28 protein-coding genes are annotated in these 26,211 nt (G+C 70.4%); 21 read left to right on the top strand and 7 right to left on the bottom strand.

The genetic code is table 11. The features are described from left to right. Nucleotides 1-126: 126 nt before the first annotated feature. Nucleotides 127-564, top strand: a complete 438-nt coding sequence (locus tag CPH93_RS23725; protein ID WP_096214015.1) for a hypothetical protein — start codon at nucleotides 127-129, stop codon at nucleotides 562-564. A 342-nt stretch (nucleotides 565-906) separates the two neighbouring features. Here the strand turns inward: CPH93_RS23725 and CPH93_RS23720 are convergent, their stop codons facing one another. Next, complete coding sequence (locus CPH93_RS23720) at nucleotides 907-2,289, bottom strand: glycine--tRNA ligase (protein WP_093483138.1); 1,383 nt, start codon at nucleotides 2,287-2,289, stop codon at nucleotides 907-909. A 211-nt stretch (nucleotides 2,290-2,500) separates the two neighbouring features. On the opposite strand from CPH93_RS23720, the gene CPH93_RS23715 reads away from it, so the two are divergent. The 7 genes from CPH93_RS23715 (at nucleotide 2,501) to CPH93_RS23685 (ending at nucleotide 8,339) form a co-directional block, all read left to right on the top strand. Continuing rightward, nucleotides 2,501-3,463: a metal ABC transporter substrate-binding protein gene (locus tag CPH93_RS23715; RefSeq protein WP_096214014.1), complete on the top strand. Its 963-nt coding sequence runs from the start codon at nucleotides 2,501-2,503 to the stop codon at nucleotides 3,461-3,463. 32 nt (nucleotides 3,464-3,495) lie between these two features. Beyond that, a complete protein-coding gene (locus CPH93_RS23710; protein WP_096214013.1) occupies nucleotides 3,496-4,275 on the top strand; it encodes a metal ABC transporter ATP-binding protein in 780 nt (259 codons plus the stop codon). Then, nucleotides 4,275-5,174, top strand: a complete 900-nt coding sequence (locus tag CPH93_RS23705) for a metal ABC transporter permease (protein ID WP_093483141.1) — start codon at nucleotides 4,275-4,277, stop codon at nucleotides 5,172-5,174. Before CPH93_RS23710 ends, CPH93_RS23705 begins: the two co-directional genes overlap by 1 nt. Nucleotides 5,175-5,305: 131 nt before the next feature. Continuing rightward, complete coding sequence (locus CPH93_RS23700; RefSeq protein ID WP_093483142.1) at nucleotides 5,306-5,746, top strand: Fur family transcriptional regulator; 441 nt, start codon at nucleotides 5,306-5,308, stop codon at nucleotides 5,744-5,746. 397 nt (nucleotides 5,747-6,143) lie between these two features. Beyond that, complete coding sequence (locus CPH93_RS23695; protein WP_093483143.1) at nucleotides 6,144-6,500, top strand: WXG100 family type VII secretion target; 357 nt, start codon at nucleotides 6,144-6,146, stop codon at nucleotides 6,498-6,500. A gap of 130 nt (nucleotides 6,501-6,630) precedes the next feature. Then, nucleotides 6,631-7,677 carry an OmpH family outer membrane protein gene (locus tag CPH93_RS23690; RefSeq protein WP_096214012.1) on the top strand — a complete coding sequence of 349 codons (1,047 nt, stop codon included), beginning with the start codon at nucleotides 6,631-6,633 and terminating at the stop codon, nucleotides 7,675-7,677. Between the two features lie 107 nt (nucleotides 7,678-7,784). Further along, on the top strand, nucleotides 7,785-8,339 hold the full coding sequence (locus tag CPH93_RS23685; RefSeq protein ID WP_096214011.1) for a hypothetical protein: 555 nt from the start codon (nucleotides 7,785-7,787) through the stop codon (nucleotides 8,337-8,339). Between the two features lie 64 nt (nucleotides 8,340-8,403). Here the strand turns inward: CPH93_RS23685 and CPH93_RS23680 are convergent, their stop codons facing one another. Genes CPH93_RS23680 through CPH93_RS23670 form a run of 3 tightly spaced genes read right to left on the bottom strand, consistent with a single transcriptional unit; the run spans nucleotide 8,404 to nucleotide 10,258 of the window. Continuing rightward, on the bottom strand, nucleotides 8,404-9,222 hold the full coding sequence (locus CPH93_RS23680; protein ID WP_006605721.1) for an isoprenyl transferase: 819 nt from the start codon (nucleotides 9,220-9,222) through the stop codon (nucleotides 8,404-8,406). A 30-nt stretch (nucleotides 9,223-9,252) separates the two neighbouring features. Continuing rightward, entirely contained in the window at nucleotides 9,253-9,999 is a 747-nt protein-coding gene (gene recO, locus CPH93_RS23675; RefSeq protein ID WP_096215563.1) for a DNA repair protein RecO, read from the bottom strand. A gap of 37 nt (nucleotides 10,000-10,036) precedes the next feature. After that, nucleotides 10,037-10,258, bottom strand: a complete 222-nt coding sequence (locus CPH93_RS23670; protein ID WP_093483147.1) for a hypothetical protein — start codon at nucleotides 10,256-10,258, stop codon at nucleotides 10,037-10,039. A gap of 112 nt (nucleotides 10,259-10,370) precedes the next feature. Between CPH93_RS23670 and CPH93_RS23665 the strand changes: the two genes are divergently transcribed. From CPH93_RS23665 to CPH93_RS23630, 8 genes are all read left to right on the top strand, one after another. Next, nucleotides 10,371-11,192 (top strand): helix-turn-helix domain-containing protein, encoded by an 822-nt coding sequence (locus CPH93_RS23665; protein WP_096214010.1) that lies wholly within the window; start codon nucleotides 10,371-10,373, stop codon nucleotides 11,190-11,192. Continuing rightward, nucleotides 11,189-11,401 (top strand): DUF397 domain-containing protein, encoded by a 213-nt coding sequence (locus CPH93_RS23660; protein WP_096214009.1) that lies wholly within the window; start codon nucleotides 11,189-11,191, stop codon nucleotides 11,399-11,401. Before CPH93_RS23665 ends, CPH93_RS23660 begins: the two co-directional genes overlap by 4 nt. Before the next feature lie 242 nt (nucleotides 11,402-11,643). Continuing rightward, nucleotides 11,644-13,095 carry an ATP-binding protein gene (locus tag CPH93_RS23655; protein ID WP_093483150.1) on the top strand — a complete coding sequence of 484 codons (1,452 nt, stop codon included), beginning with the start codon at nucleotides 11,644-11,646 and terminating at the stop codon, nucleotides 13,093-13,095. After that, nucleotides 13,092-13,520, top strand: a complete 429-nt coding sequence (locus CPH93_RS23650) for a roadblock/LC7 domain-containing protein (protein ID WP_093483151.1) — start codon at nucleotides 13,092-13,094, stop codon at nucleotides 13,518-13,520. Before CPH93_RS23655 ends, CPH93_RS23650 begins: the two co-directional genes overlap by 4 nt. After that, entirely contained in the window at nucleotides 13,517-13,879 is a 363-nt protein-coding gene (locus CPH93_RS23645) for a DUF742 domain-containing protein (protein ID WP_006605714.1), read from the top strand. Before CPH93_RS23650 ends, CPH93_RS23645 begins: the two co-directional genes overlap by 4 nt. Nucleotides 13,880-13,907: 28 nt before the next feature. Then, on the top strand, nucleotides 13,908-14,486 hold the full coding sequence (locus tag CPH93_RS23640; RefSeq protein WP_096214008.1) for a GTP-binding protein: 579 nt from the start codon (nucleotides 13,908-13,910) through the stop codon (nucleotides 14,484-14,486). After that, complete coding sequence (locus tag CPH93_RS23635; RefSeq protein WP_096214007.1) at nucleotides 14,483-15,865, top strand: cytochrome P450; 1,383 nt, start codon at nucleotides 14,483-14,485, stop codon at nucleotides 15,863-15,865. The genes CPH93_RS23640 and CPH93_RS23635 overlap by 4 nt, the downstream gene beginning before the upstream one ends. After that, entirely contained in the window at nucleotides 15,781-17,016 is a 1,236-nt protein-coding gene (locus CPH93_RS23630; protein ID WP_096214006.1) for a cytochrome P450 family protein, read from the top strand. The genes CPH93_RS23635 and CPH93_RS23630 overlap by 85 nt, the downstream gene beginning before the upstream one ends. Nucleotides 17,017-17,099: 83 nt before the next feature. On the opposite strand, the gene CPH93_RS23625 is transcribed toward CPH93_RS23630, so the two are convergent. The 3 genes from CPH93_RS23625 to leuA all read right to left on the bottom strand — a co-directional run bounded on the left by CPH93_RS23625 (nucleotide 17,100) and on the right by leuA (nucleotide 21,099). Then, nucleotides 17,100-17,807, bottom strand: coding sequence for a TerB family tellurite resistance protein (locus CPH93_RS23625; protein ID WP_093483155.1), 708 nt, complete (start codon nucleotides 17,805-17,807; stop codon nucleotides 17,100-17,102). Between the two features lie 259 nt (nucleotides 17,808-18,066). Continuing rightward, nucleotides 18,067-19,131 (bottom strand): SGNH/GDSL hydrolase family protein, encoded by a 1,065-nt coding sequence (locus CPH93_RS23620; RefSeq protein ID WP_231976935.1) that lies wholly within the window; start codon nucleotides 19,129-19,131, stop codon nucleotides 18,067-18,069. 189 nt (nucleotides 19,132-19,320) lie between these two features. Further along, complete coding sequence (leuA, locus tag CPH93_RS23615; protein ID WP_096214004.1) at nucleotides 19,321-21,099, bottom strand: 2-isopropylmalate synthase; 1,779 nt, start codon at nucleotides 21,097-21,099, stop codon at nucleotides 19,321-19,323. Nucleotides 21,100-21,423: 324 nt separating this feature from the next. On the opposite strand from leuA, the gene CPH93_RS23610 reads away from it, so the two are divergent. The 5 genes from CPH93_RS23610 to CPH93_RS23590 all read left to right on the top strand — a co-directional run bounded on the left by CPH93_RS23610 (nucleotide 21,424) and on the right by CPH93_RS23590 (nucleotide 26,200). After that, complete coding sequence (locus CPH93_RS23610) at nucleotides 21,424-22,509, top strand: M4 family metallopeptidase (protein WP_096214003.1); 1,086 nt, start codon at nucleotides 21,424-21,426, stop codon at nucleotides 22,507-22,509. Nucleotides 22,510-22,679: 170 nt separating this feature from the next. Beyond that, entirely contained in the window at nucleotides 22,680-22,946 is a 267-nt protein-coding gene (locus tag CPH93_RS23605) for a protealysin inhibitor emfourin (RefSeq protein WP_093483159.1), read from the top strand. Nucleotides 22,947-23,027: 81 nt separating this feature from the next. Next, nucleotides 23,028-23,462, top strand: coding sequence for a hypothetical protein (locus tag CPH93_RS23600; RefSeq protein WP_096214002.1), 435 nt, complete (start codon nucleotides 23,028-23,030; stop codon nucleotides 23,460-23,462). Nucleotides 23,463-23,576: 114 nt separating this feature from the next. Beyond that, on the top strand, nucleotides 23,577-24,953 hold the full coding sequence (locus CPH93_RS23595; RefSeq protein ID WP_443031401.1) for a GH1 family beta-glucosidase: 1,377 nt from the start codon (nucleotides 23,577-23,579) through the stop codon (nucleotides 24,951-24,953). Then, complete coding sequence (locus CPH93_RS23590) at nucleotides 24,950-26,200, top strand: MFS transporter (protein ID WP_096214001.1); 1,251 nt, start codon at nucleotides 24,950-24,952, stop codon at nucleotides 26,198-26,200. Before CPH93_RS23595 ends, CPH93_RS23590 begins: the two co-directional genes overlap by 4 nt. Nucleotides 26,201-26,211: the final 11 nt, after the last annotated feature.

Raw genomic sequence — 26,211 nt, 5'->3', positions numbered from 1 at the left:
GTAGTGGGGGTGTAGCTGGTGCCACCCCAAGTCGGACAGCGGCGTTACTGACCGTGGCCTGCGAAAACCGGAGTGTTGAGGACGAGCCCGACGGCCGGGTTCACGACTCCGGAAGAGACCCGATCCATGACCCTCATTGCCTTCAACTCCCCCACCAACAAGGGCAGTTACCTGTCAGCCCGAACGGCCCGCGGCGCCGTACGGTGCGCCGCGCCGCGCCGCTGGCAGGGCAGGATCCTGACCGGCGCCGGACTCGCCCTCCTCCCCTGGCTCGGCTACCTCGCCGGCACCCTCCCGCCCGCCGAGGCCGCCGCCTGGGTCGCCCTCGACGCCCTGGAAGCCGCCGCCCTCCTCGCCGCCGGCACCCGGCTGCTGCGCGGCGGCCACCGCCACCGCGCGCCCGCGGCCGCCGCGGCCGTCCTCCTCCTCGCCGACGCCTGCATCGACCTCGCCACCGCCGCCCCAGGCCCGGAACTGGCCACCGCCATAGCCATGGCCGTCGCGGCCGAACTCCCCCTGGCGGCCCTGTGCGCATGGCTCGCGGCGGGGCGGTCGCGGGGGTAGTGGGGGCGGGGCTAGCGGGGGGGCGGGGCACTTAGGGGGTGGGCGAACACATCCCGTAGGGGGCGCGAGGCCCCCCTGCGGGGCCACAACGCGAAGGCGGGGAACGGTATTCCGGCACGGCAGCATTCCCGCCCGGCAGCCCACACAAAAGCGCCGGTCAGGCCCGGAAAATCCGGGCCCGACCGGCGCTCAGCGGTCAGGCGTCAAGGCTGCGTCGCCTCACCGCCAGGCAGTCAAGGCCACGTCCCCGCACCGCCAAGCAGTCAAGGCTGCGTCCCCGCACCGCCAGGGAGTCGAGGCCACGTCGCCGCCCCGCGAGGACTAGTCGCCGCCCCGCGAGGACTAGCAGCCGAGCAGCCGCGCGCCCAGGTAGGCCTGGATCTGGTCCAGGCTGACCCGCTCCTGCTTCATGGTGTCGCGCTCGCGCACGGTCACCGCGTTGTCGTCGAGGGTGTCGAAGTCGACCGTGACGCAGAACGGCGTACCGATCTCGTCCTGGCGGCGGTAGCGGCGGCCGATGGCGCCCGCGTCGTCGAACTCGATGTTCCAGTTCTTGCGCAGGTCCGTGGCCAGCCCCTTCGCCTTCGGCGACAGCTGCGGGTTACGCGACAGCGGCAGCACCGCGACCTTGACCGGCGCCAGGCGCGGGTCGAGCTGCATGACGGTGCGCTTCTCCATCTTGCCCTTGGCGTTGGGCGCCTCGTCCTCGATGTACGCGTCGAGCATGAAGGCGAGCATCGCGCGGTTCACACCGGCGGCCGGCTCGATGACGTACGGAGTCCAGCGCTCGCCGGCCTCCTGGTCGAAGTACGAAAGGTCCTGGCCGGAGGCCTTGGCGTGCGCCGAGAGGTCGAAGTCGGTGCGGTTGGCCACGCCCTCCAGCTCGGAGAACTCGGTGCCGCCGAAGTTGAAGCGGTACTCGATGTCGGCGGTGCGCTTGGAGTAGTGCGAGAGCTTCTCGGCCGGGTGCTCGTACCAGCGGATGTTCTCCTCGCGGATGCCGAGGTCGCGGTACCAGTTCCACCGCTCGGCCATCCAGTACTCCTGCCACTTCTCGTCCTCGCCCGGCTTGACGAAGAACTCCATCTCCATCTGCTCGAACTCGCGGGTCCGGAAGATGAAGTTGCCGGGCGTGATCTCGTTGCGGAAGGACTTGCCCATCTGCGCGATGCCGAACGGCGGCTTCTTGCGGGAAGTCTGCTGCACCTGCGCGAAGTTGGTGAAGATGCCCTGCGCGGTCTCGGGGCGCAGGTACGCGACCGAGGCGGTGTCCTGGGACGGGCCAAGGTGGGTGGAGAGCAGGCCGGAGAACTGCTTGGGCTCGGTGAAGCCGCCCTTGTTGCCGCAGTGCGGGCAGTTGACGTCGGCGAGGCCGTTCTCGGGGAGCCGGCCGTGCTTGGCCTCGTACGCCTCCTCCAGGTGGTCCGCGCGGAAGCGCTTGTGGCAGGAGGTGCACTCGGTCAGCGGGTCGGTGAACGTGGCGACGTGGCCGGACGCCTGCCAGACCTCGGGGGCCAGGATCACCGACGAGTCGAGACCGACGACGTCTTCGCGGGAGGTGACCATCGCGCGCCACCACTGACGCTTGATGTTCTCCTTGAGCTCGACGCCCAGCGGGCCGTAATCCCAGGCAGCGCGGGAGCCGCCGTAGATCTCACTGCAGGGGTAGACGAAGCCACGGCGCTTGCTCAGGCTGACGATGGTATCGATCTTGTCGGCGGCCACGGTGCTCTCTTCATTACGACGACGAACGATGGACGGGCGGCGCCCTGGCGTCTCGACGGAGGGTGGTGGTCGGGAGACGGGTGGGCGAATAGTTCAGGGTACCGGCGGCCGTACCCCCTGGATCAAATCGGTTCCGGGCCCATTGTCGGCCCGCTCACACCGCCCCGCTCCTTGTTGACAACCGTTTCCACTTTTGTTGAAAATGAGTGTCATGAACATACGCCGTCATATCATCACCTCGGCCCTCGCCGGAGCCTCGGTGCTCGGGCTGCTGGCCCTCTCCGCCTGCTCCCCCGAGAGCGGCGCGCGCACCGAGGACGGCAAGCTGCGCGTGACGGCGTCCTTCTATCCCATGGAATTCCTCGCCGAGCAGATCGGCGGGAAGCACGTCGAGGTGACCGACCTCACCAAGCCGGGCGTCGAGCCGCACGACCTGGAGCTCACCCCGAAGCAGACCGGCCAGCTCGGCGAGTCCGGCGCGATCGTCTACCTCAAGGGCCTGCAGCCCGCCGTGGACGCCGCGGTCGCCCAGTCCGGCGCCAAGCACGTCGCCGACGCCGCCGCCCTCACCTCGCTGGAGAAGCACGGCACCGAGGTCGACGGCCACCACCACACCACGGGCGACAACCACTCCCACTCCGAGTCCGAGGGCGGCAAGGACCCGCACATCTGGCTCGACCCCGTGAAGTACGCCGAGGTCGCCAAGGGCGTCAACAAGACCCTCGCCCAGGCCGACCCGGCCCACAAGGCCGACTTCCAGAAGAACACCGACGCCCTGGTCAAGAAGCTGGACGGCCTGAACAGGGAATTCCGGGACGGGCTGAAGAAGCGGTCCTCGGACACCTTCCTGACCACCCACGCAGCCTTCGGCTACCTCGCCGAGCGCTACGGCCTGACCGAGGAGGCCATCAGCGGCCTCGACCCGGAGGCCGAGCCCAGCGCCCACCGCATCAAGGACCTGCACACCCTCGCCACGGAGCACCACGTCTCCACCGTCTTCTTCGAGACGATCGCCAACCCGGCCACCGCCAAGGCCCTGGCCGGCGATCTCCATCTGAAGACCGATGTCCTCGACCCTCTTGAGGGGATCACCGGCAAGAGCCGCGGCAAGGACTACTTCGGTGTGCAGCGGGCCAACCTCGCCGCGCTCCAGAAGGCGCTCGGCAGCAAGTGACACACCCCGCACCGCCCGCGACGGAGGTCACCATGAACCATCCGCTCCCCGAACCGGTCATCGACCTGCGCAACGCCACCGCCTCGCTGGGCGCCCGGCCCGTACTGCGCGGCGTCGATCTCACCGTCCGCACCGGCGAGGTCGTCGCGCTGCTCGGCGCCAACGGCTCCGGCAAGTCCACCGCCGTCCGGTCCGTGATCGGCCAGGTCCCGCTCACCGGCGGCGAGCTGGCCCTCTTCGGCACCCAGTTCCGGCGCTTCAGGGACTGGGCCCGGGTCGGCTATGTCCCGCAGCGCACCACCGCGGCCGGCGGGGTGCCCGCCACCGTCCGCGAGGTCGTCACGGCCGGCCGGCTGGCCCGTACGAAGCTGGGCATCCTGCGCAAGGCCGACCGGGCCGCGGTGCACCGCGCCCTGGAGCTGGTGGGCATGGCGGACCGCGCCAAGGACTCCGTGAACGCGCTCTCCGGCGGCCAGCACCAGCGGGTGCTGATCGCCCGCGCGCTGGCCGGCGAACCGGAGTTGCTGATCATGGACGAGCCGATGGCCGGCGTCGACCTGGCCAGCCAGGAGGTGCTCGCCGCCGCCCTGCGCGAGCAGGTCGGCCGCGGCAGCACGGTCCTGCTGGTGCTGCACGAGCTGGGTCCGCTGGAGCCGCTGATCGACCGCGCGGTGGTGCTGCGCGACGGCTGCGTGGTCCACGACGGACCGCCGCCCGAGGCCGTGGGCCAGCATGCGCTGCCCGGCCATGACCATGTCCACCCGCACGCCGACGCGGCCGCGGAACCGATCCGGACGGGGCTGCTGAGCTGATGGAGATCCTCGACTACGCCTTCATGCAGCGGGCGTTGATCGCCGCCCTGATCGTCGGCATCACCGCTCCCGCCATCGGCATCTACCTCGTCCAGCGCCGCCAGGCCCTGATGGGCGACGGTATCGGCCATGTCGCGCTCACCGGCGTCGGCCTGGGCTTTCTGCTCAACACCAGCCCGGTGTGGGTCGCCACCGCCGTCGCCGTCGCCGGTTCCGTCGTCATGGAGCTGATCCGCTGGTACGGCAGGACCCGCGGCGACCTCGCGCTGGCCATGCTGTTCTACGGCGGTATGGCGGGCGGTGTGATGCTGATGAACCTCTCCGACGCGGGCTCCAACGCCAACCTCGGGACGTACCTCTTCGGCTCGATCACCACCGTCTCGCCGCAGGACATGACGACGATCTACGTCCTGGCCGCCCTGGTACTGGCGATCACGGTCGGGCTGCGCCGCCAGCTGTTCGCCGTCTGCCAGGACGAGGAGTTCGCCCGGGTGACCGGCCTGCCGGTACGGCTGCTCAATCTGCTGGTCGCGGTCACCGCCGCGGTCACCGTCACCGTCGCCATGCGCGTCGTCGGCCTGCTGCTGGTCAGCGCCCTGATGGTGATCCCGGTCGCGGCCGCCCAGCAGATCAGCCGCAGCTTCGCGGTCACCTTCGCCACGGCCGTCGCCATCGGGGTCGCCGTCACCGTCACGGGCACCACCACCTCGTACTACGTCGATGTACCGTCCGGCGCGACGATCGTGCTGTTCGCCATCGGGCTGTTCGTGGTCTTCACCGCGCTCGCCGCGCCACTCGCGAAAAAGCGCGCAAGGGCTGCCGCACAGGCCTCCCGCGGGTGCACCCTGGAGGTACCCGGCAGCCGCGGCGCCACGGACGATGTGAGCGTGGCCGGATGAGTTCGGCAGCGTGGCGTCGGCGGGCGCAGACAGATGTGCGTGTAAGCGTCCCCCCAGGGGGCCGGCCATCACCTGGCACAATGGCGGGACGCACGTGCAGGGGGAAGTCCTGACGTCCTAGGGAGGCAACGGTGGCGACGAGCGCGGGATCTCCGGTACGCGGCCGGTCGACGCGGCAGCGGACCGCGGTGTCGGCCGCACTCGACGAGGTCGATGAGTTCCGCAGCGCGCAGGAGCTGCACGACATGCTCAAGCACCGTGGCGACTCGGTGGGGCTCACCACCGTCTACCGCACGCTGCAGTCGCTCGCCGATGCCGGTGAGGTCGATGTGCTGCGCACCAGCGACGGTGAGGCGGTCTACCGCCGGTGCAGCACCGACGATCACCACCACCATCTGGTGTGCCGGAGCTGCGGCAAGGCCGTCGAGGTCGAGGGCCCCGCGGTGGAGAAGTGGGCCGACCAGATCGCCGCGGAGCACGGCTTCCGGGACGTCGCGCACACCATCGAGATCTTCGGGACCTGCGGGGAGTGCGCGGAGGGATCCGCGGAGGCGTCCGGCGGTAAGCAGTAGCGCCGGAACCGCAGAGACCCAGGGGCCGGGCCACTGGCCCCTGGAGCCGATGACCAGCCGATCGGGCCGTTTCCTTAGGGAGGCGGCCCGTTCGGTGTCTTGGTACGGGGGCGGCCCCTCCGGCTTCTCCGTACGCATGCGGCCCTTCGGGCGTCCGGCGGGCGTCCGGCGGGCGGCCGTTCCCGGTTCCGTGAGCTGCCCCGCCGGCGCCCCCGCCTCCTCATGACACCCTTCCCGACCTGCCCGTTAACGCCTCCCCGGCCTGCCCGGTGAGGCCGCCCCGACCGCCCCGTCCGGCTTCCGTTTCCCCTCGCGCGGGAAAGCTGTCAGGTACACGCTGGTGGTATCCTCGACGGGCCATCAGCGCGGCTGTACGCGCACACCACGGGGGGTAGGAATGGGCGTTCTCGGCGAGCTCTGGGACGACGGCACGAAGCTGGTCGGCGATGTGGTCGAGGTCGGCAAGGACGTCCTGATGGCGCCGGCCGAAATCGCGCATTGGGCGCTGACCCAGATGTTCGGCGGCGGCGAGGCGGATCTGCAAAAGATTTCGGCCGAGCTGAAGGCGCTGAGCAAGGAGCTGGACGGCCTGACCAAGGACATCAACTCCACCCTCGGAAAGCTCTCCTGGCACGGCCCGGCCTCCGACGCCTTCGTCGCCGTCGCACACAGCCGCGTCAAGGAGATGAACCAGATCTCCGACGATCTGGGCACGCTGGGCGATTCGGTCGACCGGCTCTCCAAGGTCTACTGACAGACCCTCACTCTCTTCTCGGGCCCGGCCCTTCCGGAGCCCGCATCCACGGAACCGGCGCCCCCGGAACACCCGGGCCCGGCATGCCGGATTCTTCGCGGTTCACCACGACATCACGGGGGTTGTTCGGATGGCAGGCGACACATTCGGTGTCGAGATGGCGGAGCTCGCCAAGATCGAGAAGGACTGGCACGCGGTCAGCCGGCGCATGGCGGAGCTCAACCAGCACCTGGGGGAGATCAAGGAGACGCTGATCACCGCGGCCTCGATCGACCTCGCTGCGGCACCGCTCGCGTCCCTCCCCGGCTTCGGCATCGCCTACCAGGTGCTCGCGGACGTGAAGGAGATCGCCGAGGTCAGCAAGCGCCTTGAGGAGAGCAAGAAGAAGCTGCTCGGGGAGCTGGCGGGGGACGCCGAGAAGATCAAGAAGGTCAAGGCCGAGTACGAGGCCAACGAGAAGAAGATCGAAGACGCGCTGAAGAAGATCAAGCACCGCACGCGGCACGACTCCCCCGCCTCACCCGGCCACACCGGCGGCGGAGGCGGAGGCGGCAACGGCGGTGGCGGCGCAGGCGGTGGCGCAGGCGGTGGCGGTGGCGGTGGCGGCGGCAGCACCGGCGGTGGCGCCGGCGGCCCGGCCCCCACCCAGGGCCACGGCGACGGCAAGTGGGACACCAAGGGCGACTGGGACGCCTGGTCGCCGGGCAAGCACCACACCACCACCGGAGCGGGCGTCGAGACCGCCCCCGACACCTCCGGGCTGCCCGGTGAGCGCAAGGACATCATCGACCGCGCCCTGGAGCGGGTGAACCACCGCATCGGCTACAGCCAGTCGGCCACCACCAACGGCTACCGCGACGACTGCTCGGGCTTCGTCTCCGCCGCCTGGGGCCTGGAGCCGCCGGGTCTGAACACGTACGGCCTGATGGGCAACAACACCGCCCACGCGATCACCAAGGACGATCTGCAGCCGGGCGACGCGCTGATCGCCGGCGACCACACCGTCCTCTTCGGCGGCTGGGCCGACAAGGAGCACACCAAGTACATCGCCCTGGAGGACAACGGCTCCCAGGGCACCGTCTCCCACGTCATCCCGTACCCGTACTACTCGGGCGACGCCGCCCACGAGAGGTCGATCGGCCAGCCGTACGTCCCCTACCGCCGCAACGGCCTCTGACCCGCACGGATTCCACTCCACGGGACGGCGGCTGACCCGCACGGCCGCCGTCCCGCACGGCCCCGCCCCACACGGCCTCCGCTCCGCACACGAGAGAGAACGCCTGTATGTTCACCCGCCGACTGCTCACCGCAGCCGTCCTTGCCGCGTCGCTGGCCACGCTCACGTCCTGCAAGGGCGAGGACCCGGCCGCCTCCCCGGAGGCCAGCGCCTCACCGGCGTCGAAGCCGACCGGCGCCCCGTCCCCCTCGGCCTCCGCCTCCTCCGGCCAGAAGGACCTGCCGATCGACCCGGAGCCGTCGTCCGACTGCACCCCGGCCAAGCTGGCCAAGGGGCACCGGATGGTGCAGGTCACCCGGGCGCCGGCCGGGGGCCAACTGTCCGTCAAGGAGGCGCAGTTCGCCTGTGACCCCAACGGCGGCGGATACGCGGGGACGGGCAAGGCCGGTCAGTACCGGCTGGCCGCGGGAGCCACGGCCGAGCTGACCACCAGCGCGACCGGCCACCGTGCGGTGCCCCTCGCCACACTCTCCGAGCACCTCACCGCCTGCCTGAAGCACGACCAGGTCAAGGCGCCGCTCGCCTGCTCGGGAGACATCTACGAGCTCACCCTGAACGGCTCCGGCGCCGTCTCGCACCTCCGCGAGATCTGGCACTCCTGACGGGTAGCGGATACGCGAAAGGGGCCGGTGGCGTTCGCCACCAGCCCCTTTTTGTCCACCGGCCTTACGTCGCGGACTCGCCCTCCGCCACCGGCGCCGCACCGAACCGGCGGTCCCGCTTCGCGTACTCCAGGCACGCCTCCCACAGGTTCCGCCGGTCGAAGTCCGGCCACAGGATGTCCTGGAAGACCATCTCGGCGTACGCGCTCTGCCAGATCAGGTAGTTCGACGTCCGCTGCTCGCCCGACGGCCGCACGAAGAGGTCCACATCCGGCATGTCCGGGTAGTACATGTACTTCGCGATGGTCTTCTCATTGACCTTCGACGGGTCCAGCTTTCCGGCCCGGACATCCGCCGCGATGGCGGCCGCCGCATCCGCGATCTCCGCCCGACCGCCGTAATTCACGCAGAAATACAGCGTCATCGCGTCATTGTTCTTGGTCTGCTCCTGGGCGACCTGGAGCTCCTGCACCACGGACTTCCACAGCTTCGGCATCCGCCCGACCCAGCGGATACGAATACCCAGCGCGTCCATCTCGTCACGGCGCCGGCGGATCACATCGCGGTTGAAGTTCATCAGGAAGCGGACCTCGTCGGGCGACCGCTTCCAGTTCTCCGTCGAGAAGGCGTACAGCGAAAGATTCTTCACGCCCATTTCGATGCAGCCCTTGAGGACGTCCAGGACGACGCCCTCGCCGACCTTGTGACCCTCGGTGCGCGGCAGCCCGCGCTCCTTGGCCCACCGGCCGTTGCCGTCCATGACGACCGCGACATGGTTCGGGACGAGCTCACTGGGGATCTTCGGCGGCCGCGCACCGGAAGGATGCGGCTCCGGCGTCAGGTACTCACGTCGATTGCGGCCCAGAATCCCGCGTCGTGCCATGCGGCCCACGTCTCCTATGTGTCGCTTGCGTCATTTCTCTACGTACCGGAGGGAACGCAGGCCCCGCTCCAGATGCCAGTGCAAATACGCCGTGACGAGTCCGCTGCCCTCACGGGCGTGGCGGGCCTCGCAGGCGTCCGCGGCCTCCCAGTCGCCGGTCAGCAGCGCGCTCAGGAGTGCAATGGCCTCAGAGGAGGGTACGACGCTCCCCGCCACCCGGCAGTCACCGCAGGTCACACCGCCCGACGCAACCGAGAAGAACCGGTTCGGACCGGGCATTCCGCACCGCGCACAGCTGTCGAAACTCGGCGCATAACCGTTCACCGCGAGGGAGCGCAGCAGGAAGGCGTCCAGCACCAGATGCGGCTCGTGCTCCCCGCGGGCCAGCGTCCGCAGCCCGCCGACCAGCAGCAAATACTGCTGTACGGCGGGCTCGCCCTCATGGTCGGTGAACCGCTCCGCGGTCTCCAGCATCGCGGTACCGGCCGTGTAGCGGGCGTAGTCGGTGACGATCCCGCCGCCGTACGCCGCGATCGTCTCGCTCTGCGTGCACAGCGGCAGCCCGCGCCCGATCAGCTCGCTGCCGCGCGCATAAAACTGCACGTCGACGTGCGAAAACGGCTCCAGCCGCGCCCCGAACTTCGACTTCGTCCGCCGCACCCCCCGGGCCACGGCACGGACGCGTCCGTGACCCCGGGTGAGCAGCGTGATGATCCGGTCCGCCTCGCCCAGCTTCTGGGTGCGCAGCACGATGCCGTCGTCGCGGAACAGACTCATGGCGTCATTCTCGCGCATCGGCGGGGCCGGGTGTCCCTCAGGCCCGGTCGCCCCGGGCGGGCTCGGTCAGCGCGGCGGTGAGTTTCCGGGCGACGTCCATCGAGCATCGCCCCAGCTCAACGAGTGGCGGCAGGTACCGGTGGGCGATCGAGACGGGGTCGGGACGCAGCGACGGAAGGACGACCCCCGCACGGGCCAGCGCCTCCCGCAGTTCCGTCGTCACGTCTTCCACTTCCTTGAACTGCTGCTGCATGAGCATCCGCACTTTCCGTGAGGGGTTTCACTGTTCGCAATCAGAGAGTGACGCTACGGAACTACGCTGGGCAAGGGGGCCGACGCTGCAACGGGCGCGCAGAGAGAGGACGTACGTCATGGCCAACGCTTCACGCCAGGCCGCATGGGAATTCTGGGGCGCGGAACTCAAGCGGCGGAGGAAGGATGCGGGCTTAACCCAGGAGGCGCTCGGGGGGATGGTGTTCGTATCCGGCTGCTACATCGGCCAGTTCGAGCAGGCGATCCGGAAGCCGCAGTTGGATGTGGCGATCCGGATCGACGAGGTCCTGCAAACCGATGGTTTTTTCGAGCGGATGTGGCGACGACTGATCGGCGCTTCGCCGTTCGAATCCTACTTCGCGGCGGTAGCGGAGCTGGAAGCCCTCGCAACCAGGATCTGTGAGTTCGAGGCGGTACTTGTACCGGGCTTGCTGCAAACACCGGCGTACACCCATGAGGTGATGCTGTCGGCCACACCGTTCGCCTCCGGCGAAGAGCTGGACGAAAAGGTATCGGCCCGAATGGACCGGGCACAGATCTTCAAGGGCCCTGCAAAGCCAGAGTATTGGGCGATCGTGCACGAGACAGCACTGCGGATCCCGGTCGGTGGCGCGGCTTGCATGGCCGAGCAGTTGGATCACATTGCGGCTCTCGTGCGCAGCCGTCAGGTGGTGGTCCAGGTGATCCCCTACTCGCAAGGCGCACACGCGGTCATGTGTCACTCCATGAAGCTCATGGAGTTCGCGGACACGCCACCCACCCTCTATACAGAGGGCCTGTTTTGGGGCCAACTGCTCGATGATCCAACGCTCGTGAAGCGAGCGACAGCGGCTTACGATCTCCTCAGGGCCGCCGCGCTGTCGCCGGAGGCGTCCCTGTCTCTGATCGAATCGGCGGCGGAGAGCTACAGGAACACATGAGCCGATACGACCTGAGCACTGCTCAGTGGCGCAAGAGCAGCTACAGCAGCGGCGCCTCCGACAACTGCCTGGAAGTCTCCGACAACCACCCCGGCCTCGTCCCCGTCCGCGACAGCAAGACCCCCCACGGCCCCGCCCTGGTCTTCCCGGCCGACGGCTGGACGGCCTTCGTCGACGCCGTCAAAGGCGGACAACTCCCGACCGCCTGACCGGCCTTCACCAGGCATGCACATCAGACACACAAAGGCCCCGCCATCACACTGGATGGCGGGGCCACATCACGTTATGGTCCGGGGCATCACGGGTGGAAGGTGACCTTCCGCGCTTCTCAGTCCCCCCGGGGAAGTGCCCCTCACGGCACGTCAACTCCCCGGTAGCATCCCGTGATGATCGGCAACACGACGCCCGTGCAGGCCGGCCGACCCAGTCAGTACCCCACTTGAGGATCTCGATGACATCCATACCGGAGGCGCTGTTGTGGTGCCTCAGCGCAGGTACGGCCGCCGCCGTGGTCCTGGCGGCGCTCTCGATCCGGGCGCGCGGCCAGCGCGCGGACCTGAGATCACGTCTCACCACCGCTGAGGAACAGAACAGCGCCACGCTCCACAGCAATACGGAGCTGTCGGCCCGGCTGCGCGCCACCGAGGCCGAGATCCGGCACCTGGCCGAAACCCGGCTCCCCGATCTGACCATGGCGCTGGCGCACCCGCATGTGCCCGTACCGGGGCTGCTGGACGCCCGGTTCGCCGGGACGGACGCCGACCGGGCGCTGAGCGCCGTACTGGAGCAGGTCAGCGACGCCATCACCAAGGAGCGGGCGCGGGTCGACGCCGCGGCGCAGTCCACGCTGCGCGGGGCGACCACCACCATCCAGGCGCTGCTCTACCGGCTCCAGACGGCGCTCCAGGAGATGCAGCACCGCTACGACGACCCGGACGTCGCCCAGGACCTGCTGAACGCCGACTTCCTCAACGAGCAGGCGCTGCGCCGCGTCCAGGCCACCGGCGTCGTGTGCGGCGCCTGGCCGGGGCTGACCCGCGAGGACTCCTACCTCGCCGAGCTGGTCGTCGGCGCCACCTCCCGGCTGCGCGGCTACGACCGCGTACAGATCAGCAACCAGCTGCGCGACCCGATCGCCGTCGTCGCGCGGGCCGTCGAGCCGGTCGCGATCGTCGTCACCGAGCTGCTGGCGAACGCGCTGCACCACTCACACCGTGAACTTCCGGTCACCATCACCCTGCAGCAGGGCAACCGCGGTGCGTCGGTCCTCGTCGACGACTACGGCGTCGGCATGCACGACGACGAGATCAAGGCCGCGATGGAGCTGCTGGCGGGCGAGAACGACGTGCTGCTGACCCAGCTCGGTGACCCGCCGCGGTCCGGCTTCGCCGCCGCCGGCCAGCTGGTGCGCCAGTACGGCTTCGGCGTGCACGTGGAGCCGTCGCCGTACGGGGGCGTGCGCGCGGTCGTGTACATCCCGGGCGACCCGCTCCTCACCGTCCTCGACGAGAGTGCCCAGCCCATGTCGGTGATGGCTCCGCAGCCGCACCGTTCGGGGGTGCCGGACCGGTCCGCGTCCGTGCTGCCGACCGGCACCGCGTCCCCTGCCGCCGCCGCGCCCGCCCCGTCCGCGCCGGCCGCCCATGCCGCACCGGCCCCGCAACGGGACGACCGGTTCGAGGCCGCGCCGCCCGTCCAGCAGGAGGGCGAACTCCCGCGCCGGCGCCGCCGTAAGCCCGTATCCGAGAGCGAGGAGAGTGCCGAGCGCACCGCCCCGCCGCCCCCGCGCTCCCCGGAGGAGACCGGGTCCCGCTGGGCCGCGCTCCAGCGCGGCACCGAATCCGGACGGGCAGCCGTCCAGTCAGAACCCCCTCGCAGTCCCGAAGGGAACGCACAGTCATGAACAGCCCCACCCGCCGCCGTGTCGCGGAGGACAAGTCCTGGGTGCTCACGCCCCTCCTGGAGTTGCCGCATGTGATCCATGCCGCCGTGATTTCCGGCGATGGTTTCATCGAGGGCTCCTCGCCGGGGCTGAAGCGGGACTCCGCCGAGGGGGTCGCCGCCATGATGTCCGCGCTCCAGGGCGCGGGCCGTGCCGTCACCGCGGCGTTCGCCGAGAAGGACGACACCCGGCTGCGGCAGACGGTCATCGAGTCCGATGAAGGTTTCGTCTTCGCGATACCGGCCGGCGAGAACACCTGCCTGGCCGTCTTCGCCGGCCCGGAGGTGAACATGGGAGTCGTCGCACACCACATGCAGATCCAGGTCACGACGCTGGGCAACAAGGTCATGAACAGCCCGGCCCGGGACCTCGGTACCTCGGCATGACACCGCGCCAGAGCAGCGGCAGGCGCCTCGTACCGGCCTATCTGGCGACCGGCGGACGCGCCCGGCCCAGCCGCAACACCCTCGACCGGCTGACCCTGCTGCACGGCGTGGGGATGCCGATCACCAGTGAGGTACGCCCGGAGGAGCAGCGCATCCTTGAGCTGCTCCAGCCCGGGGCGCTGTCTCTGGCCGAGGTCGCCGCCCACCTTCACCTCCCCGTGAGCGTGGTGAAGGTGCTGGTGGCCGATCTCGTCGACGCCGGGCGGCTGCACGCCCGGCCCCCCATTCCCGAAGCCGAGCAATTCGACCGACAGATCCTGGAGAGGGTTCTCGATGGACTCCGCTCTCTCAAGTGCTAGCGCCGACACGGCCGCGGGCACCGGCAACATGTACCTCTCCGGCGAGCACCAGACCCTGGTCAAACTGCTGATCGCGGGACCGTTCGGGGTCGGCAAGACCACGCTCATCCGGGCGTTGTCCGAAACCCCGCCGCTGCACACCGAGGAGGCCATGACCCAGACCGGCGCCGGTGTCGACGATCTCGCCGGTGTCCGGGAGAAGACCACCACCACCGTCGCCATCGACTTCGGACGGCTGACGCTGCCCGGGGACCTGGTGCTGTATCTGTTCGGCACGCCCGGGCAGAAACGTTTCCGGCCCCTGTGGCAGGACATCGCCCGCGGTGCGCTGGGCGCGCTGGTCCTCGCCGACACCCGCCGGCTGGCGGACTCCTTCGAGGTGATGGACATCGTCGAGGAGGCCGGGCTGCGCTACGCGGTCGCCGTCAACACCTTCCCCGACGCGCCCCACTACGACGCAGACAAGCTCCGCGAGGCGCTCGATCTGCACCCCGAAACCCCCCTGGTGATGTGCGATGCCCGCGACCGGGAGCAGTCCGTCGATGCGCTGATCGCGCTCGTCGGGCACGTCCTGGCCCACACCCCCGAGGAGAACCCGAACCCGTGACTTCCCCGCACCAGCCGGGAGCCGCGCCGCCACCGGGCTGCCCGGCGCACGCCGCCCCTCCGCAGCAGTACCCGACGGCGCAGCCCGACGCCCAGACGCCGGTGAAGCTGTACGGACCGGACTTCGCCGCCGATCCGCGCCGTATCTATGCGCAGTTGCGCCAGTACGGCGCGCTGGCACCGGTCGAGATCGCACCGGAGGTGACCGCGATGCTGGTCACCGACTACCGGGCGGCGCTCGATCTGCTGCACGACGACGCCACCTGGTCCAAGGACTCCCGGGAGTGGATGACGACCGTCCCGCCGGACTCCCCCGTCATGCCGATGCTGATGTGGCGCCCCAACGTCTTCTACGCCGACGGTCCTGCGCACGTCCGCTACCGGGACGTCATCGTCGACAGCTTCAAGCTCGTCGAGCCGCATGAGCTGCGGGCCCGCGTCCACCACGCCGCAGACATGCTGATCCAGCGGTTCGGTGCGCACGGCGAGGTCGATCTGATCGCCGACTACGCGCGGCTGATCCCGCTGTTGATGTTCAACAACCTCTTCGGGCTGCCGGATTCGTACAGCGAGCGGCTGATCGCGGCCATCGCCGGCATGCTGGACGGCAACTCCCCCGAGGAGGCCGCCGCCGCCAATGACGCGTTCACCACCTACATCATGGAGCTGGTGGGCGCGAAGAAGGCGCAGCGCGGTGCGGACCTGACCTCCTGGTTCATGGACCACGCCAACGGTCTGAACGACGAGGAACTGATCCACAACATCATCCTCACGATGGGCGCGGGCAACGAGCCGCTCGCCAACCTCATCGGCAACGCGCTGGCGCGGATGCTGTCCGACGACCGTTACTACAACACCCTGACCGGCGGCGCGCTCACCGCGCACGACGCGATCAACGAGGTGCTGTGGAACGACCCGCCGCTGACCAACTACTCCGCCCACTTCCCGGTCCGTGACGTCTTCTTCCACGGCACCTGGGTGCGCAAGGGGCAGCTGGTGATGGTGTCGTACGCGGCCGCCAACAGCCAGTTCGACACCACCGGGCAGACGGGCCCCGGCTCGGGCGGCGGCTCGCACCTGTCCTGGGCGGCCGGTCCGCACGCGTGCCCCGTGAAGCGGCATGCGCTGCTGATCGCCACCACGGCGATCGAGCGGCTCACCGCCTGGCTCTCCGACATCGAACTGGCCGTCGACACCTCCACGCTGCAGTGGCGCAACGGCGCGTTCCACCGGGCCCTGGTGGCGCTGCCGGCCCGCTTCACGCCCATCACCCCCGACCAGGCAGGAGCAACTCCATGGCACAACAGGGACAGCGGCCCTACGTCATCGACCCGGTCGGAAGCGACATCCACGGAGAGGCAGCCCGCCTCCGCGCGCTAGGCCCGGTTGCCCGGATCGAACTGCCGGGCGGCATCGAGGCCTGGACGGTGACCAGCCACACCCTCCTCAAGCAGCTGCTGACCGACGACCGGGTCTCCAAGAACCCCCGGGACCACTGGCCGGAATGGCAGCGCGAGGAGGTCCGCACCAGCTGGCTGCAGTCCTGGATCGGCGTCACCAACATGTTCACCGCGTACGGCGCCGACCACCGGCGGCTGCGCAAGCTGATCGCCCCGGCGTTCACCGCCCGCCGCACCGAGGCCATCCTCCCGCGGGTGGAGAGCATCACGCAGGCCTTACTGGCCGACCTCGCCGCCCACCCGGCGGGCGAGCCCCTGGACCTGCGGGAGCGCTTCAACCACCCGCTGCCCATGCAGGTCATCTGCGAGCTGTTCGGCTTCCCGGACGGCGCGCCGCGCGCCGAACTCGCCCGTCTCGTCTCGGCCATCATGGACACCACGGCCACCCCGGAACAGACCGCTGCCACGGCCGCGGGCGTGTTCGCCCTGCTCAGCGAACTGGTCGCGGACAAGCGGGCGAACCCGGGCGAGGACCTGACGAGCCTGCTGGTCTCCGCCCGGGACGACGAGGGCCAGCGGATGACCGAGCAGGAGCTGCTCGACACCCTGCTGCTGGTCATCGGCGCCGGCCACGAGACCACCGTCGACCTGCTGGGCAATGCCGTCCATGCCCTGCTCACCCACCCCGACCAGCTGGAGCTGGTGCGCTCGGGCCAGGTCTCCTGGAAGGACGTCATCGAGGAGACCCTCCGCTGGGCCCCCAGCATCGCCAGCCTGCCGCTGCGCTTCGCCGTCGAGGACATCGACATCCCGGGCGGCCCCACCATCCGTAAGGGCGAGGCGATCCTGCCGGGTTACGCCGCGGCCGGCCGCGACCCCGCCTTCCACGGGGACACGGCCGCCGACTTCGACATCCGGCGCACCGACCCGGAACACCTCGCCTTCGGCCACGGCGTCCACCACTGCCTGGGCGCCCCCCTGGCCCGGATGGAGGCCCGGATCGCCCTCCCGGCCCTGTTCGCCCGCTTCCCGGAAATCCAACTGGCCGTTCCGGCTGAGGAGTTGGCGGCAACGGACGGCTTCATCTCGGGCGGCCTGCGCAGTTTGCCGGTACGGCTGACCTCGGGCTGAACCGGCCGGTACCCGACCCCGTCACCCGCTTCCGGGTGGCGGGGTCGCTGCCTTTTTCGTCCGCTACCGGTTTCAGCGCAGTCTCAGGACGGCGTACGCGCCGCCGCCAGCAAGCGGTGGGTATCGGCGGGGCGGAGCATCAGCGCGCTGCCGACGGTGCTGAGGACCTCGCGCTCCGCGGGCGTGTAGGCGCCGTCGGCGAGGGCGATACGGGCGCCCTGGAGGAGCAGCGCCTCCCGGCCCGCCGGGGCGAGGTGCGGGGCCAGCGGCTCCAGCGTCTCGTGGAGCTCTATGGCCAGCGCGGTGCCGCACGGGTCCATGCCCTGGTGGGCACAGTGGCCGGCGGTCGCCCCGTCGTAACTCCCGGTCACCCGGCCGGTTTCAGCGGCGAGCGCGGCGAGCAGGGTCAGCAGCTGGTCCTCGGAGCAGTCGGCGAAGCCGGCCGCGCGGACGGTGGCGACGGCGGTGTCGCGGACCGCGCGCGAGGAGGTGCCGCCGGCCGCCAGCAGCGCCAGGGTGAGGGTGTGGACGGCGTCCCTGAGCATCGCGGAGAAGCGGACGGTGGTGGGGTGGTCGAGGGCGTCCGGGCCGAAGTGGCCGCGGCAGGCGGAGCACTCCAGGACGGGCCCGGCGGCGCCGCGGGAGAGCAGCGGGACGCCGAGGAGGGTGAGACGGCGGCGGCCGGTCCGGCGGAGGTAGTTGCGGTCCCCGCCGCAGTCCGGACAGAAGAACTCGCCGTCGGCGACGGTACGCCAGGACGTGCGCACGCCCATCACACACATCTTGTGCATCACGTCAGCCCTCCGTAACTGCCCCGTAGCCCTCACAGCACGGGAGGCACCCCATGGCCCCGTCGCCGTATGGGACGTGATGTTAGCCACATGTGTGATGTGGCGTCAGCACCTCGTATCGGACAACTGGCCGGATGGCGAAGGGCCCCGCCCGCTCCACAGGGGGTGGGGCGTGGCCCGTCGGCGCCCCGGCGAGACCCGGCCGCCGCCCGTCGGCCGAGGTCGGCGGGCGTACGGGGTCAGCAGCGGTCCGGCGGCGTCAGCCTTGCGGGGCCGTCAACAGCCCGGGGTGCGTGCCCCCTCCGCGCTGGAGGACCTTGGCCACTTCCCGGGCCTGGTTGTCCAGTCCGCGGGCGTTGGGGTGGACCAGGGTGCAGGCCTCGCCGGTGCCGGGGATGTCGTTGCACAGCTCCGTCGGCGGGTCGGTCTGGTCGCCGTCACCGGTGAGATTGTCCCTGATCCCGTACATCCACTTCGCGTCCCCGCTCTCGCAGACGCCGTGGCCCACGCTGGACTCGTAGGTGTCGGCATAGGTCGCGTTCTGGTGGCCGGCGTGCCGGTGCAGCAGGTCGTTCAGGCGCCGTTCGAGCCCGTCCAGCCAGGGCATGTCGCCCTTCTTGACGCTGCCGAGCTGGTTCCAGTGCAGGAAGCTGCAGCCGGAGTTGTCCGGAACGATGGCCGGATAGCCGACGACGACCCTGGCATGCGGCGATGCCGCATGGATCGCCGTCATCATGCGGCCGAAGTCGGCGTCGACCTGCGCGAAGCGGTCCTGCAGCCAGTCCGCCCCCGCCCCGCTGCCGGTGTAGTAGTCGGTACAGGGCTTGGTCTTCAGGGGCTGGGTGAGCCCGAGTTCGAGGCACTTGGCCAGGACGGCCCCGAAACCGAGGGAGTTGCCGCCGACGCCGACGGTGACGACGTCGGTGTCCTCGGACAGCGCCTCCAGCTGCGGAGGCAGCTCGGGCCAGCCCCCCTCGGGCGGGATCGTCGGCGGGCCGAGGATCTTGTCGGACGGCTGCGGCTCCAGAATCCCGTCGACGATCTCGGCCGCTCCGCAGGTCACGTCCTTGAGCCGGTAGCCGAACCGCTCCGCCACCTGGTGGGGGTAGTTGCGGTACGAGCGGCCGCAGCCGTCGCCGGCGTCCCAGGGGCGGACGAACACACCGGCGCTGTAGGAGTCGCCGAGCGCGACGTACTCCGGACGGTCGGCCGCCGAGGCAGGTGCTCCGGTCGCCGCCGGCGCGAGGGCCGATGCCACCACGGCGAGAGCGGCGGCTCCCGCCAGAGCCAGCCGGGAGAGTGCGGGCATGCGAAATCTGGTCATCTGCACGTCCTTGGTGTGCGCGCCGCGGCCTGTCCGACCGGCGCTCATCACCAAAAGTACCAACTCAATTACGCAGAGTTACTCCCGCGGATTCCAAACCCCACCTTCAGGTGGCGGTGCCGCACAACGGCGCCCCCGCGGCTCGGTGAGAGCCGCGGGGGCACCGGAGGAGGCGGCTGCTGCCGGGGGTCAGCGGCCCGCGCGGTTGACGGCGGAGACCACGGCCTTCAGCGAGGCACGCGTGGTGTTCGCGTCGATGCCGATGCCCCACAGCACCTTGTCGCCGATGGCGCACTCGATGTACGACGCGGCCAGCGCGGAGGCGCCCTCGCTCATGGTGTGCTCCTGGTAGTCCAGCAGCCGCGCGTCGACGCCGATGCCCTGGAGCGCGTGGAAGAACGCGGAGATCGGACCGTTGCCGGTGCCGACCAGGACCGTCTCCGCACCGTCCACCTCGGCCTCGACGGTGAGGGTGTCGATGCCGTCCTTGTCGGTGGTGGTCTGGCCGTTCTTGACCTGGATGCGGCCCCACGGGTTCTCGGGGTTGGGCAGGTACTCGTCCTGGAAGGTGGACCAGATGGCCGCGGGCGTGACCTCGCCGCCCTCGCTGTCGGTCTTCTCCTGGATGATCCGGGAGAACTCGATCTGCATCCGGCGCGGCAGGTCCAGCTTGTGGTCGTTCTTCAGGACGTAGGCGATACCGCCCTTGCCGGACTGCGAGTTGACGCGGATGACGGCCTCGTAGGAGCGGCCGACGTCCTTCGGGTCGATGGGCAGGTACGGAACCGCCCACTCGATGTCGTCCACGGTCTTGCCGGCGGCGGTGGCCGCGGCCTCCATGGCGTCGAAGCCCTTCTTGATGGCGTCCTGGTGGGAGCCGGAGAAGGCGGTGTAGACCAGGTCGCCCGCGTAGGGGTGGCGCGGGTGGATCTCCATCTGGTTGCAGTACTCGCTGGTGCGACGGATCTCGTCGATCTGCGAGAAGTCGATCTGCGGGTCGACGCCCTGGGAGAACAGGTTCATGCCCAGCGTCACCAGGTCGACGTTGCCGGTGCGCTCGCCCTGCCCGAACAGGCAGCCCTCGATCCGGTCCGCGCCCGCCATGATCGCCAGCTCGGCGGCGGCGACCGCGGTGCCCCGGTCGTTGTGCGGGTGTACCGACAGGCATACGTGCTCGCGCCGGGACAGGTTGCGCGACATCCACTCGAAGCGGTCGGCGTGCGTGGACGGCGTCGAACGCTCCACGGTGGCGGGCAGGTTCAGGATGATCTCGCGGCCCTCCTCGGGCTGCCAGACGTCCATCACCGCCTCGCAGACCTCCAGCGCGAAGTCCAGCTCGGTGTCGGTGAAGATCTCCGGGCTGTACTGGTAGCCGAAGATCGTCTCGTCACCGAGGATCTTGTCGGCGTACTCCATGACCAGCCGGGTGCCGTCCACGGCGATCTGCTTGACCTGGTCCTTCGAGCCTCGGAAGACGACCCGGCGGAAGACCGGGGCAGTGGCGTTGTACAGGTGCACCGTGGCGCGGTGGGCGCCGCGCAGCGACTCGACGGTCCGCTCGATCAGCTCCTCGCGGGCCTGCGTCAGGACGGAGATCGTCACGTCCTCGGGGATCGCGCCCTCTTCGATGATGGAGCGGACGAAGGCGAAGTCGGTCTCACCGGAGGACGGGAAGCCGACCTCGATCTCCTTGTAGCCCATGCGCACCAGCAGATCGAACATCTCGCGCTTGCGGGCCGGCGACATCGGGTCGATCAGCGCCTGGTTGCCGTCCCGCAGGTCGGTCGACAGCCAGCGGGGCGCGACGGTGATGCGGTTGTCCGGCCAGGTGCGGTCCGGGATGTCCACCGCTTCGTAGCGGCTGTACTTGTGGACCGGCATGCCGGAGTCCCGCTGCAGCTGCGTCGCGTTCGTCACCGGGGTGCGGCGGCCGACGGCATGATCTGCGGGGTTCGACGGATTCGACATGGTGCGTGGGGCTCCTCGTATTCCGCTGGGGTCCCTCTGCTCGCGGGAGTCAGAAGGGGGCCGACGGGGCGACAAGATCGCAACACCGAACTCCGCGGGGAGGGGGTCGGCCTACGACTACAGGCCCTCGCCGCGGCAGCTAAGGAGAAGCAGCCCGAAACGCATGATGCACAGCACCCTAGCTGAGGTCCGCCCTGCATGGCGGTGGCGTATCAGTATGCGGGACGGGACGACTCTTAGGGCATAAATGCGACTAACCACACTTTTCCGGGAATTTCAGCCGCAGGCAGTGACAGTCGCATTACACAGTGCCACCGTTTGTTCATGGACCTCAACAACGCGACGCCAGAACCGGCCGGCTGCGGCTCGCCCGTCTTCTGCACGATCATCCCGCCGCACATCCTCGACAACCTGGCCCAGTCCGACGACCCGGCCCGGCACGAGCCCGCCCGCCGCACCCTGGAGCACGACCACGTACAGCGCATCCAGCGCCGCGAGATCGCCGCCCGCGACCTCACCCCCGGGGACCCCGAAGCCGCCGCCGACAAGCCGAAGCGCACCATCTACGACGCCCGCCACCAGACGAACCTGCCCGGCCACAAGGTGCACTCGGAGGCGGACGGCCCCGTCAAGGACGCCTCCGTCAACCGCGCACACGCCGGCCTCGGCGCCACCTTCGCGTTCTACCTCAAGGCCTACGGCCGCAAGTCCATCGACGGCGCCGGCCTGCCGCTCAACGCCACCGTCCACTACGGCCAGCGCTACGACAACGCCTTCTGGGACGGCGAGCGGATGGTCTTCGGTGACGGTGACAACGACCTGTTCAAGGACTTCACCATCCCCGTCGACGTGATCGGCCACGAGCTGACCCACGGCGTCACGCAGTACACCGCCAACCTCGACTACGCCGGCCAGCCCGGTGCCCTCAACGAGTCCGTCTCCGATGTCTTCGGCGTACTGATCAAGCAGTACGCCCTCGGCCAGACCGCCGACCAGGCCGACTGGCTGGTCGGCGCCGAACTGCTCGGCCCGAACGTCACCGGCAAGGCCCTCCGCTCGATGAAGGCCCCCGGCACCGCGTACGACGACGACGTCCTCGGCAAGGACCCGCAGCCCGCCACGATGAAGGGCTATGTCCACACGCCCGGCGACAACGGCGGTGTGCACATCAACTCCGGCATCCCCAACCACGCCTTCTATCTGGTGGCCACCGCACTCGGCGGCAAGGCCTGGGAGCGGGCCGGCCAGGTCTGGTACGACGTCCTGACCGGCGGCAAACTCGCCAAGAACGCCCAGTTCGCCGACTTCGCCGGCCTCACCATCAAGGCCGCCCAGGCCCGCTTCGGCGCCGCCACCGAGCACGACGCCGTGGTCAAGGCCTGGACCCAGGTCGGCGTGACCCCCAAGTAGCACGGCGCGGGTACGAGGTCCGCGGGGCGGGGACCAGCAGCGGGGTCCCCGCCCCGCGCACGTACGGAGGCACGCACGCAGCGCCGCCCTGCGGCCCGCCCCGCGCACGCATACCGTGTCCCCGCGGGGTAGAAGTCCGTGTAAGACGTCTGACGTCCAAGGAGCCCGTTATGCGCATCCACGTCCATCGCACCGGCGGTTTCAGCGGCGTCGACCGCCGCGCCGAGATCGACACCTCGGACCGCGACGACGCCGCGGACTGGCGGACCCTGGCCGACAAGGCCGTCGCCACCGCCCGCACCGAACCCCCCGTCGGGGTCCCGGACGGCTTCAGCTACCAGATCACGGTCGACGGCCGGACGGTGTACTGCTCCGATCCACGGCTCACCCAGGAACAGCGGACGCTGATCACCAAGGTGCTGAAGGAAGGCTCGTAGGGGGCACGGAGGCGCCCCGGCCGCGACGCCGGCCGGAGCAGGGCCGCCGCAGACCGAGCACACGAGTAGTCCGGGGGGACCGTGTATCGCCCCAGTGCCCGCTTCAAGCGCACCGCCGAGGAGCGGCGAGACCAACTGCTCTCCTGGGAGCGGGAGGACGTGGCGTTCTTCGCTGCCGGGGCGTGTCACATCCTCGCGTACGCGTTCATGGAGACGTACCCCGAAGCGGGGTTCCACGCCGTCGGCCTCTGGTCACGTGGGGCACGGGACCCCGGCCATGTCTACGTCACGGACGGGACCTGGGCATTCGATCACGACGGATGGACCCCCGAGCCGGAGCTGCTGTCCGTCACCCGCGCCACGACGCCCGACGCCGACTTCCGGACGGGTCCCGTCCACGGAGATCTCGACGCGTTCTGCACCCGCCACCACCACCGGCCCCGAGGGCTCTTCGCCTTCGATCCATGGGAACGGGCCCTGCGCTACCTCAGGCGATTCCCGCCCCCGGGCGCGTGACCGGCGAGTCAGTGAGCACCCCTCGCCGACCGGAGTCCACCGGCAATCCGCCGCCAACTCGCCTTCCTTGCCGCCCCCTTGACACCGTTACCGGCGGTTACAAGGATCTCGCCCATGACGATGGTGCCGGACCCCTCGCTGCCCCTGCCCCGCTTCCCCCGTGACTTCGTGTGGGGGGTGTCGACGTCCGCCGCGCAGATCGAAGGGGCGGTGGGCGAGGACGGGCGGGGGCGGTCCGCGTGGGATGTGTTCGCGGCCGAGGCCGGGAGGATCAAGGACGGGTCCGATCCGCGGGTGGCGACCGATCACTACCACCGATACCGCGAGGACGTGGCGCTGCTCAAGGAGCTCGGCGTCGGGGCCTACCGGTTCTCGGTGGCCTGGCCGCGGGTGGTGCCGGACGGGAGCGGGGCGGTCAACCGGGCCGGGCTGGACTTCTACGACCGGCTGGTGGACGAGCTGCTGGCGGCGGGGGTCGCCCCCGTACCGACGCTGTTCCACTGGGACACCCCGCAGGCGCTGGAGGAGGGCGGCGGCTGGCTCGTCCGGGAGACGGCCGAGCGCTTCGCCGCGTATGCGGAGGTGGTGGCGGGGCGGCTCGGGGACCGGGTGGAGCGGTGGATCACGCTCAACGAGCCGGCCGAACTGACCCTGCTGGGTTACGGGTTGGGGCAGCATGCGCCGGGGCGGCAGCTGCTGTTCGAGGCGCTGCCGGCGGCGCATCACCAGCTGCTGGGGCACGGGCTGGCGGTCCAGGCGCTGCGAGCCCAGGGGGCGCGGGACATCGGGATCGCCAACTCCCACGGGCCGACCTGGCCGGCGAGTGCGGCGGAGGCGGACACCGCGGCGGCCGGCCTCTACGACCTGCTGCTCAACCGGCTGTTCGCGGAGCCCGTACTGCTCGGGACGTATCCGGACGAGGAGCTGGCGGGGCTGCTGCCGGGGCCGGTCGCCGAGGATCTGCAGATCATCTCGCAGCCGCTGGACTGGTACGGGATCAACTACTACCAACCGACGCTGGTGGGTGCCCCGGCCGCCGAGGGGTCCGGGCCGACCGCCTTCGGCGGGATCCGGCTGCCGCCCGAGCTGCCCTTCGCGCCCCGCGAGATCCCGGGGTATCCGCGGACCGACTTCGGGTGGCCGGTGGTGCCGGAGGCGCTGACCGAGCTGCTGGTGTCGTTCCGGGAGCGGTACGGGGACCGGCTGCCGCCCGTCGTGATCACCGAGAACGGGTGCGCGTACGAGGGCATCGAGGACGGGGAGCGGATCGCGTTCCTGGACGGGCATCTGCGGGCGCTGCACGCGGCCATGGACGCCGGGGTGGATGTCCGCGGGTACTTCGTCTGGTCGCTGCTGGACAACTTCGAGTGGGCGGAGGGCTACGCGCGGCGGTTCGGGCTGGTGCACGTGGACTACGCGACGCTGCAGCGGACGCCCAAGGCCTCGTACCGCTGGCTGCGGGACGCCCTGCGGGACCAGGCCCGGGGGTGAGCGCACCGGCGGCCCCCACAGCGCCGTCGGAGCCGTCGGAGCCGGTCGGGCGGGGCTGGACCGCCGCGCTGTCGCTGGCCAACGGGGCGATCTGGGCCGGGTGGTACGGGCCGCTGCAGATCCTGCTCGCCCTGCAGGCCGCCGAGCTGGCGCCGTCCGGGATGCCGAAGGAGTCGGTGCTGGCGTGGGTGACGGGGCTGGGGGCCGCCGTCTCGATGGTGTGCAACCCGCTGGCCGGGGCGCTGTCGGACCGTACGGCCTCGCGGTTCGGGCGGCGCAGGCCGTGGATCCTGGCGGGCGTGCTGGGCGGGGCCGGTGCGCTGGTGCTGCTGGCCGGGGCGGGCACGGTGGCGGGGATGGCGCTGGGGTGGTGTCTGGTGCAGCTCACCCTCAATGCGGCGTTCGCGGCGATCACGGCGGCGGTGCCCGACCGGGTGCCGCACCGGCAGCGGGGCGCGGTGGGCGGCTGGCTGGGGGCCGCGCAGATCCTCGGGGTGGTGGCGGGTACGGGGCTGGCGACGGCCGCGGGCGGGGTGCGCGCGGGCTATGCCGCCTGTGCCGGCTTCACGCTGCTGGGCGCCCTCCCGTATGTGCTGCTGCACCGGGACCCGGCGCTGCCGGCCGCGTGGAGGCCCGCGCTGACCCCGCAGACGCTGCTCTCCTCGTTCTGGATCAGCCCGCGCCGCCATCCCGATCTGGGGTGGGCCTGGCTGACGAGGTTCCTGATCAACCTCGGCAACTCGCTGGCGCTGCTGTATCTCCTGTACTACCTGCGGGATGTGCTGCGGCGGCCGGACCCGGGCAGTGGGGTGCTGGTGCTGACCGCGATCAATGGGGTGACTCTGCTGGGCACGGTCGTGGCCGGGGGGTTCTGGTCGGACCGGGCCGGGCGCCGGCAGCCGTTCGTGCTGTGGGCCGGCGTGCTCATGACGGTGGCGACCGCGATGCTGGCCGTGTGGCAGACGTGGGCGGGGGCGCTGTGCGCGGCGGCGCTGCTCGGCGTCGGGTTCGGCGTCTTCACATCCGTCGACTTCGCGCTGATGACGGATGTGCTGCCGGCGGCCGCCCACCGCGGCAAGGACATGGGCGTCCTCAACATCGCCAACTCGCTGCCGCAGGTGGCCGCCCCGGCGCTGGCCGGGCCGCTCGTGCACGACCTCGGCGGCTACCGGACGCTGTACCTCACCGCCGCGGCGGTCGGGCTGCTGGGGGCGCTGCTGGTGCGCAGGATCCGGGGCGTGCCGTAGGGCCTTGGAGT

Source organism: Streptomyces sp. 2323.1, from assembly GCF_900221035.1.
GTDB lineage: Bacteria > Actinomycetota > Actinomycetes > Streptomycetales > Streptomycetaceae > Streptomyces > Streptomyces sioyaensis.
Note: the sequence above shows the minus strand (reverse complement) of the source record. Positions and strands in the feature narration are given on the sequence as shown.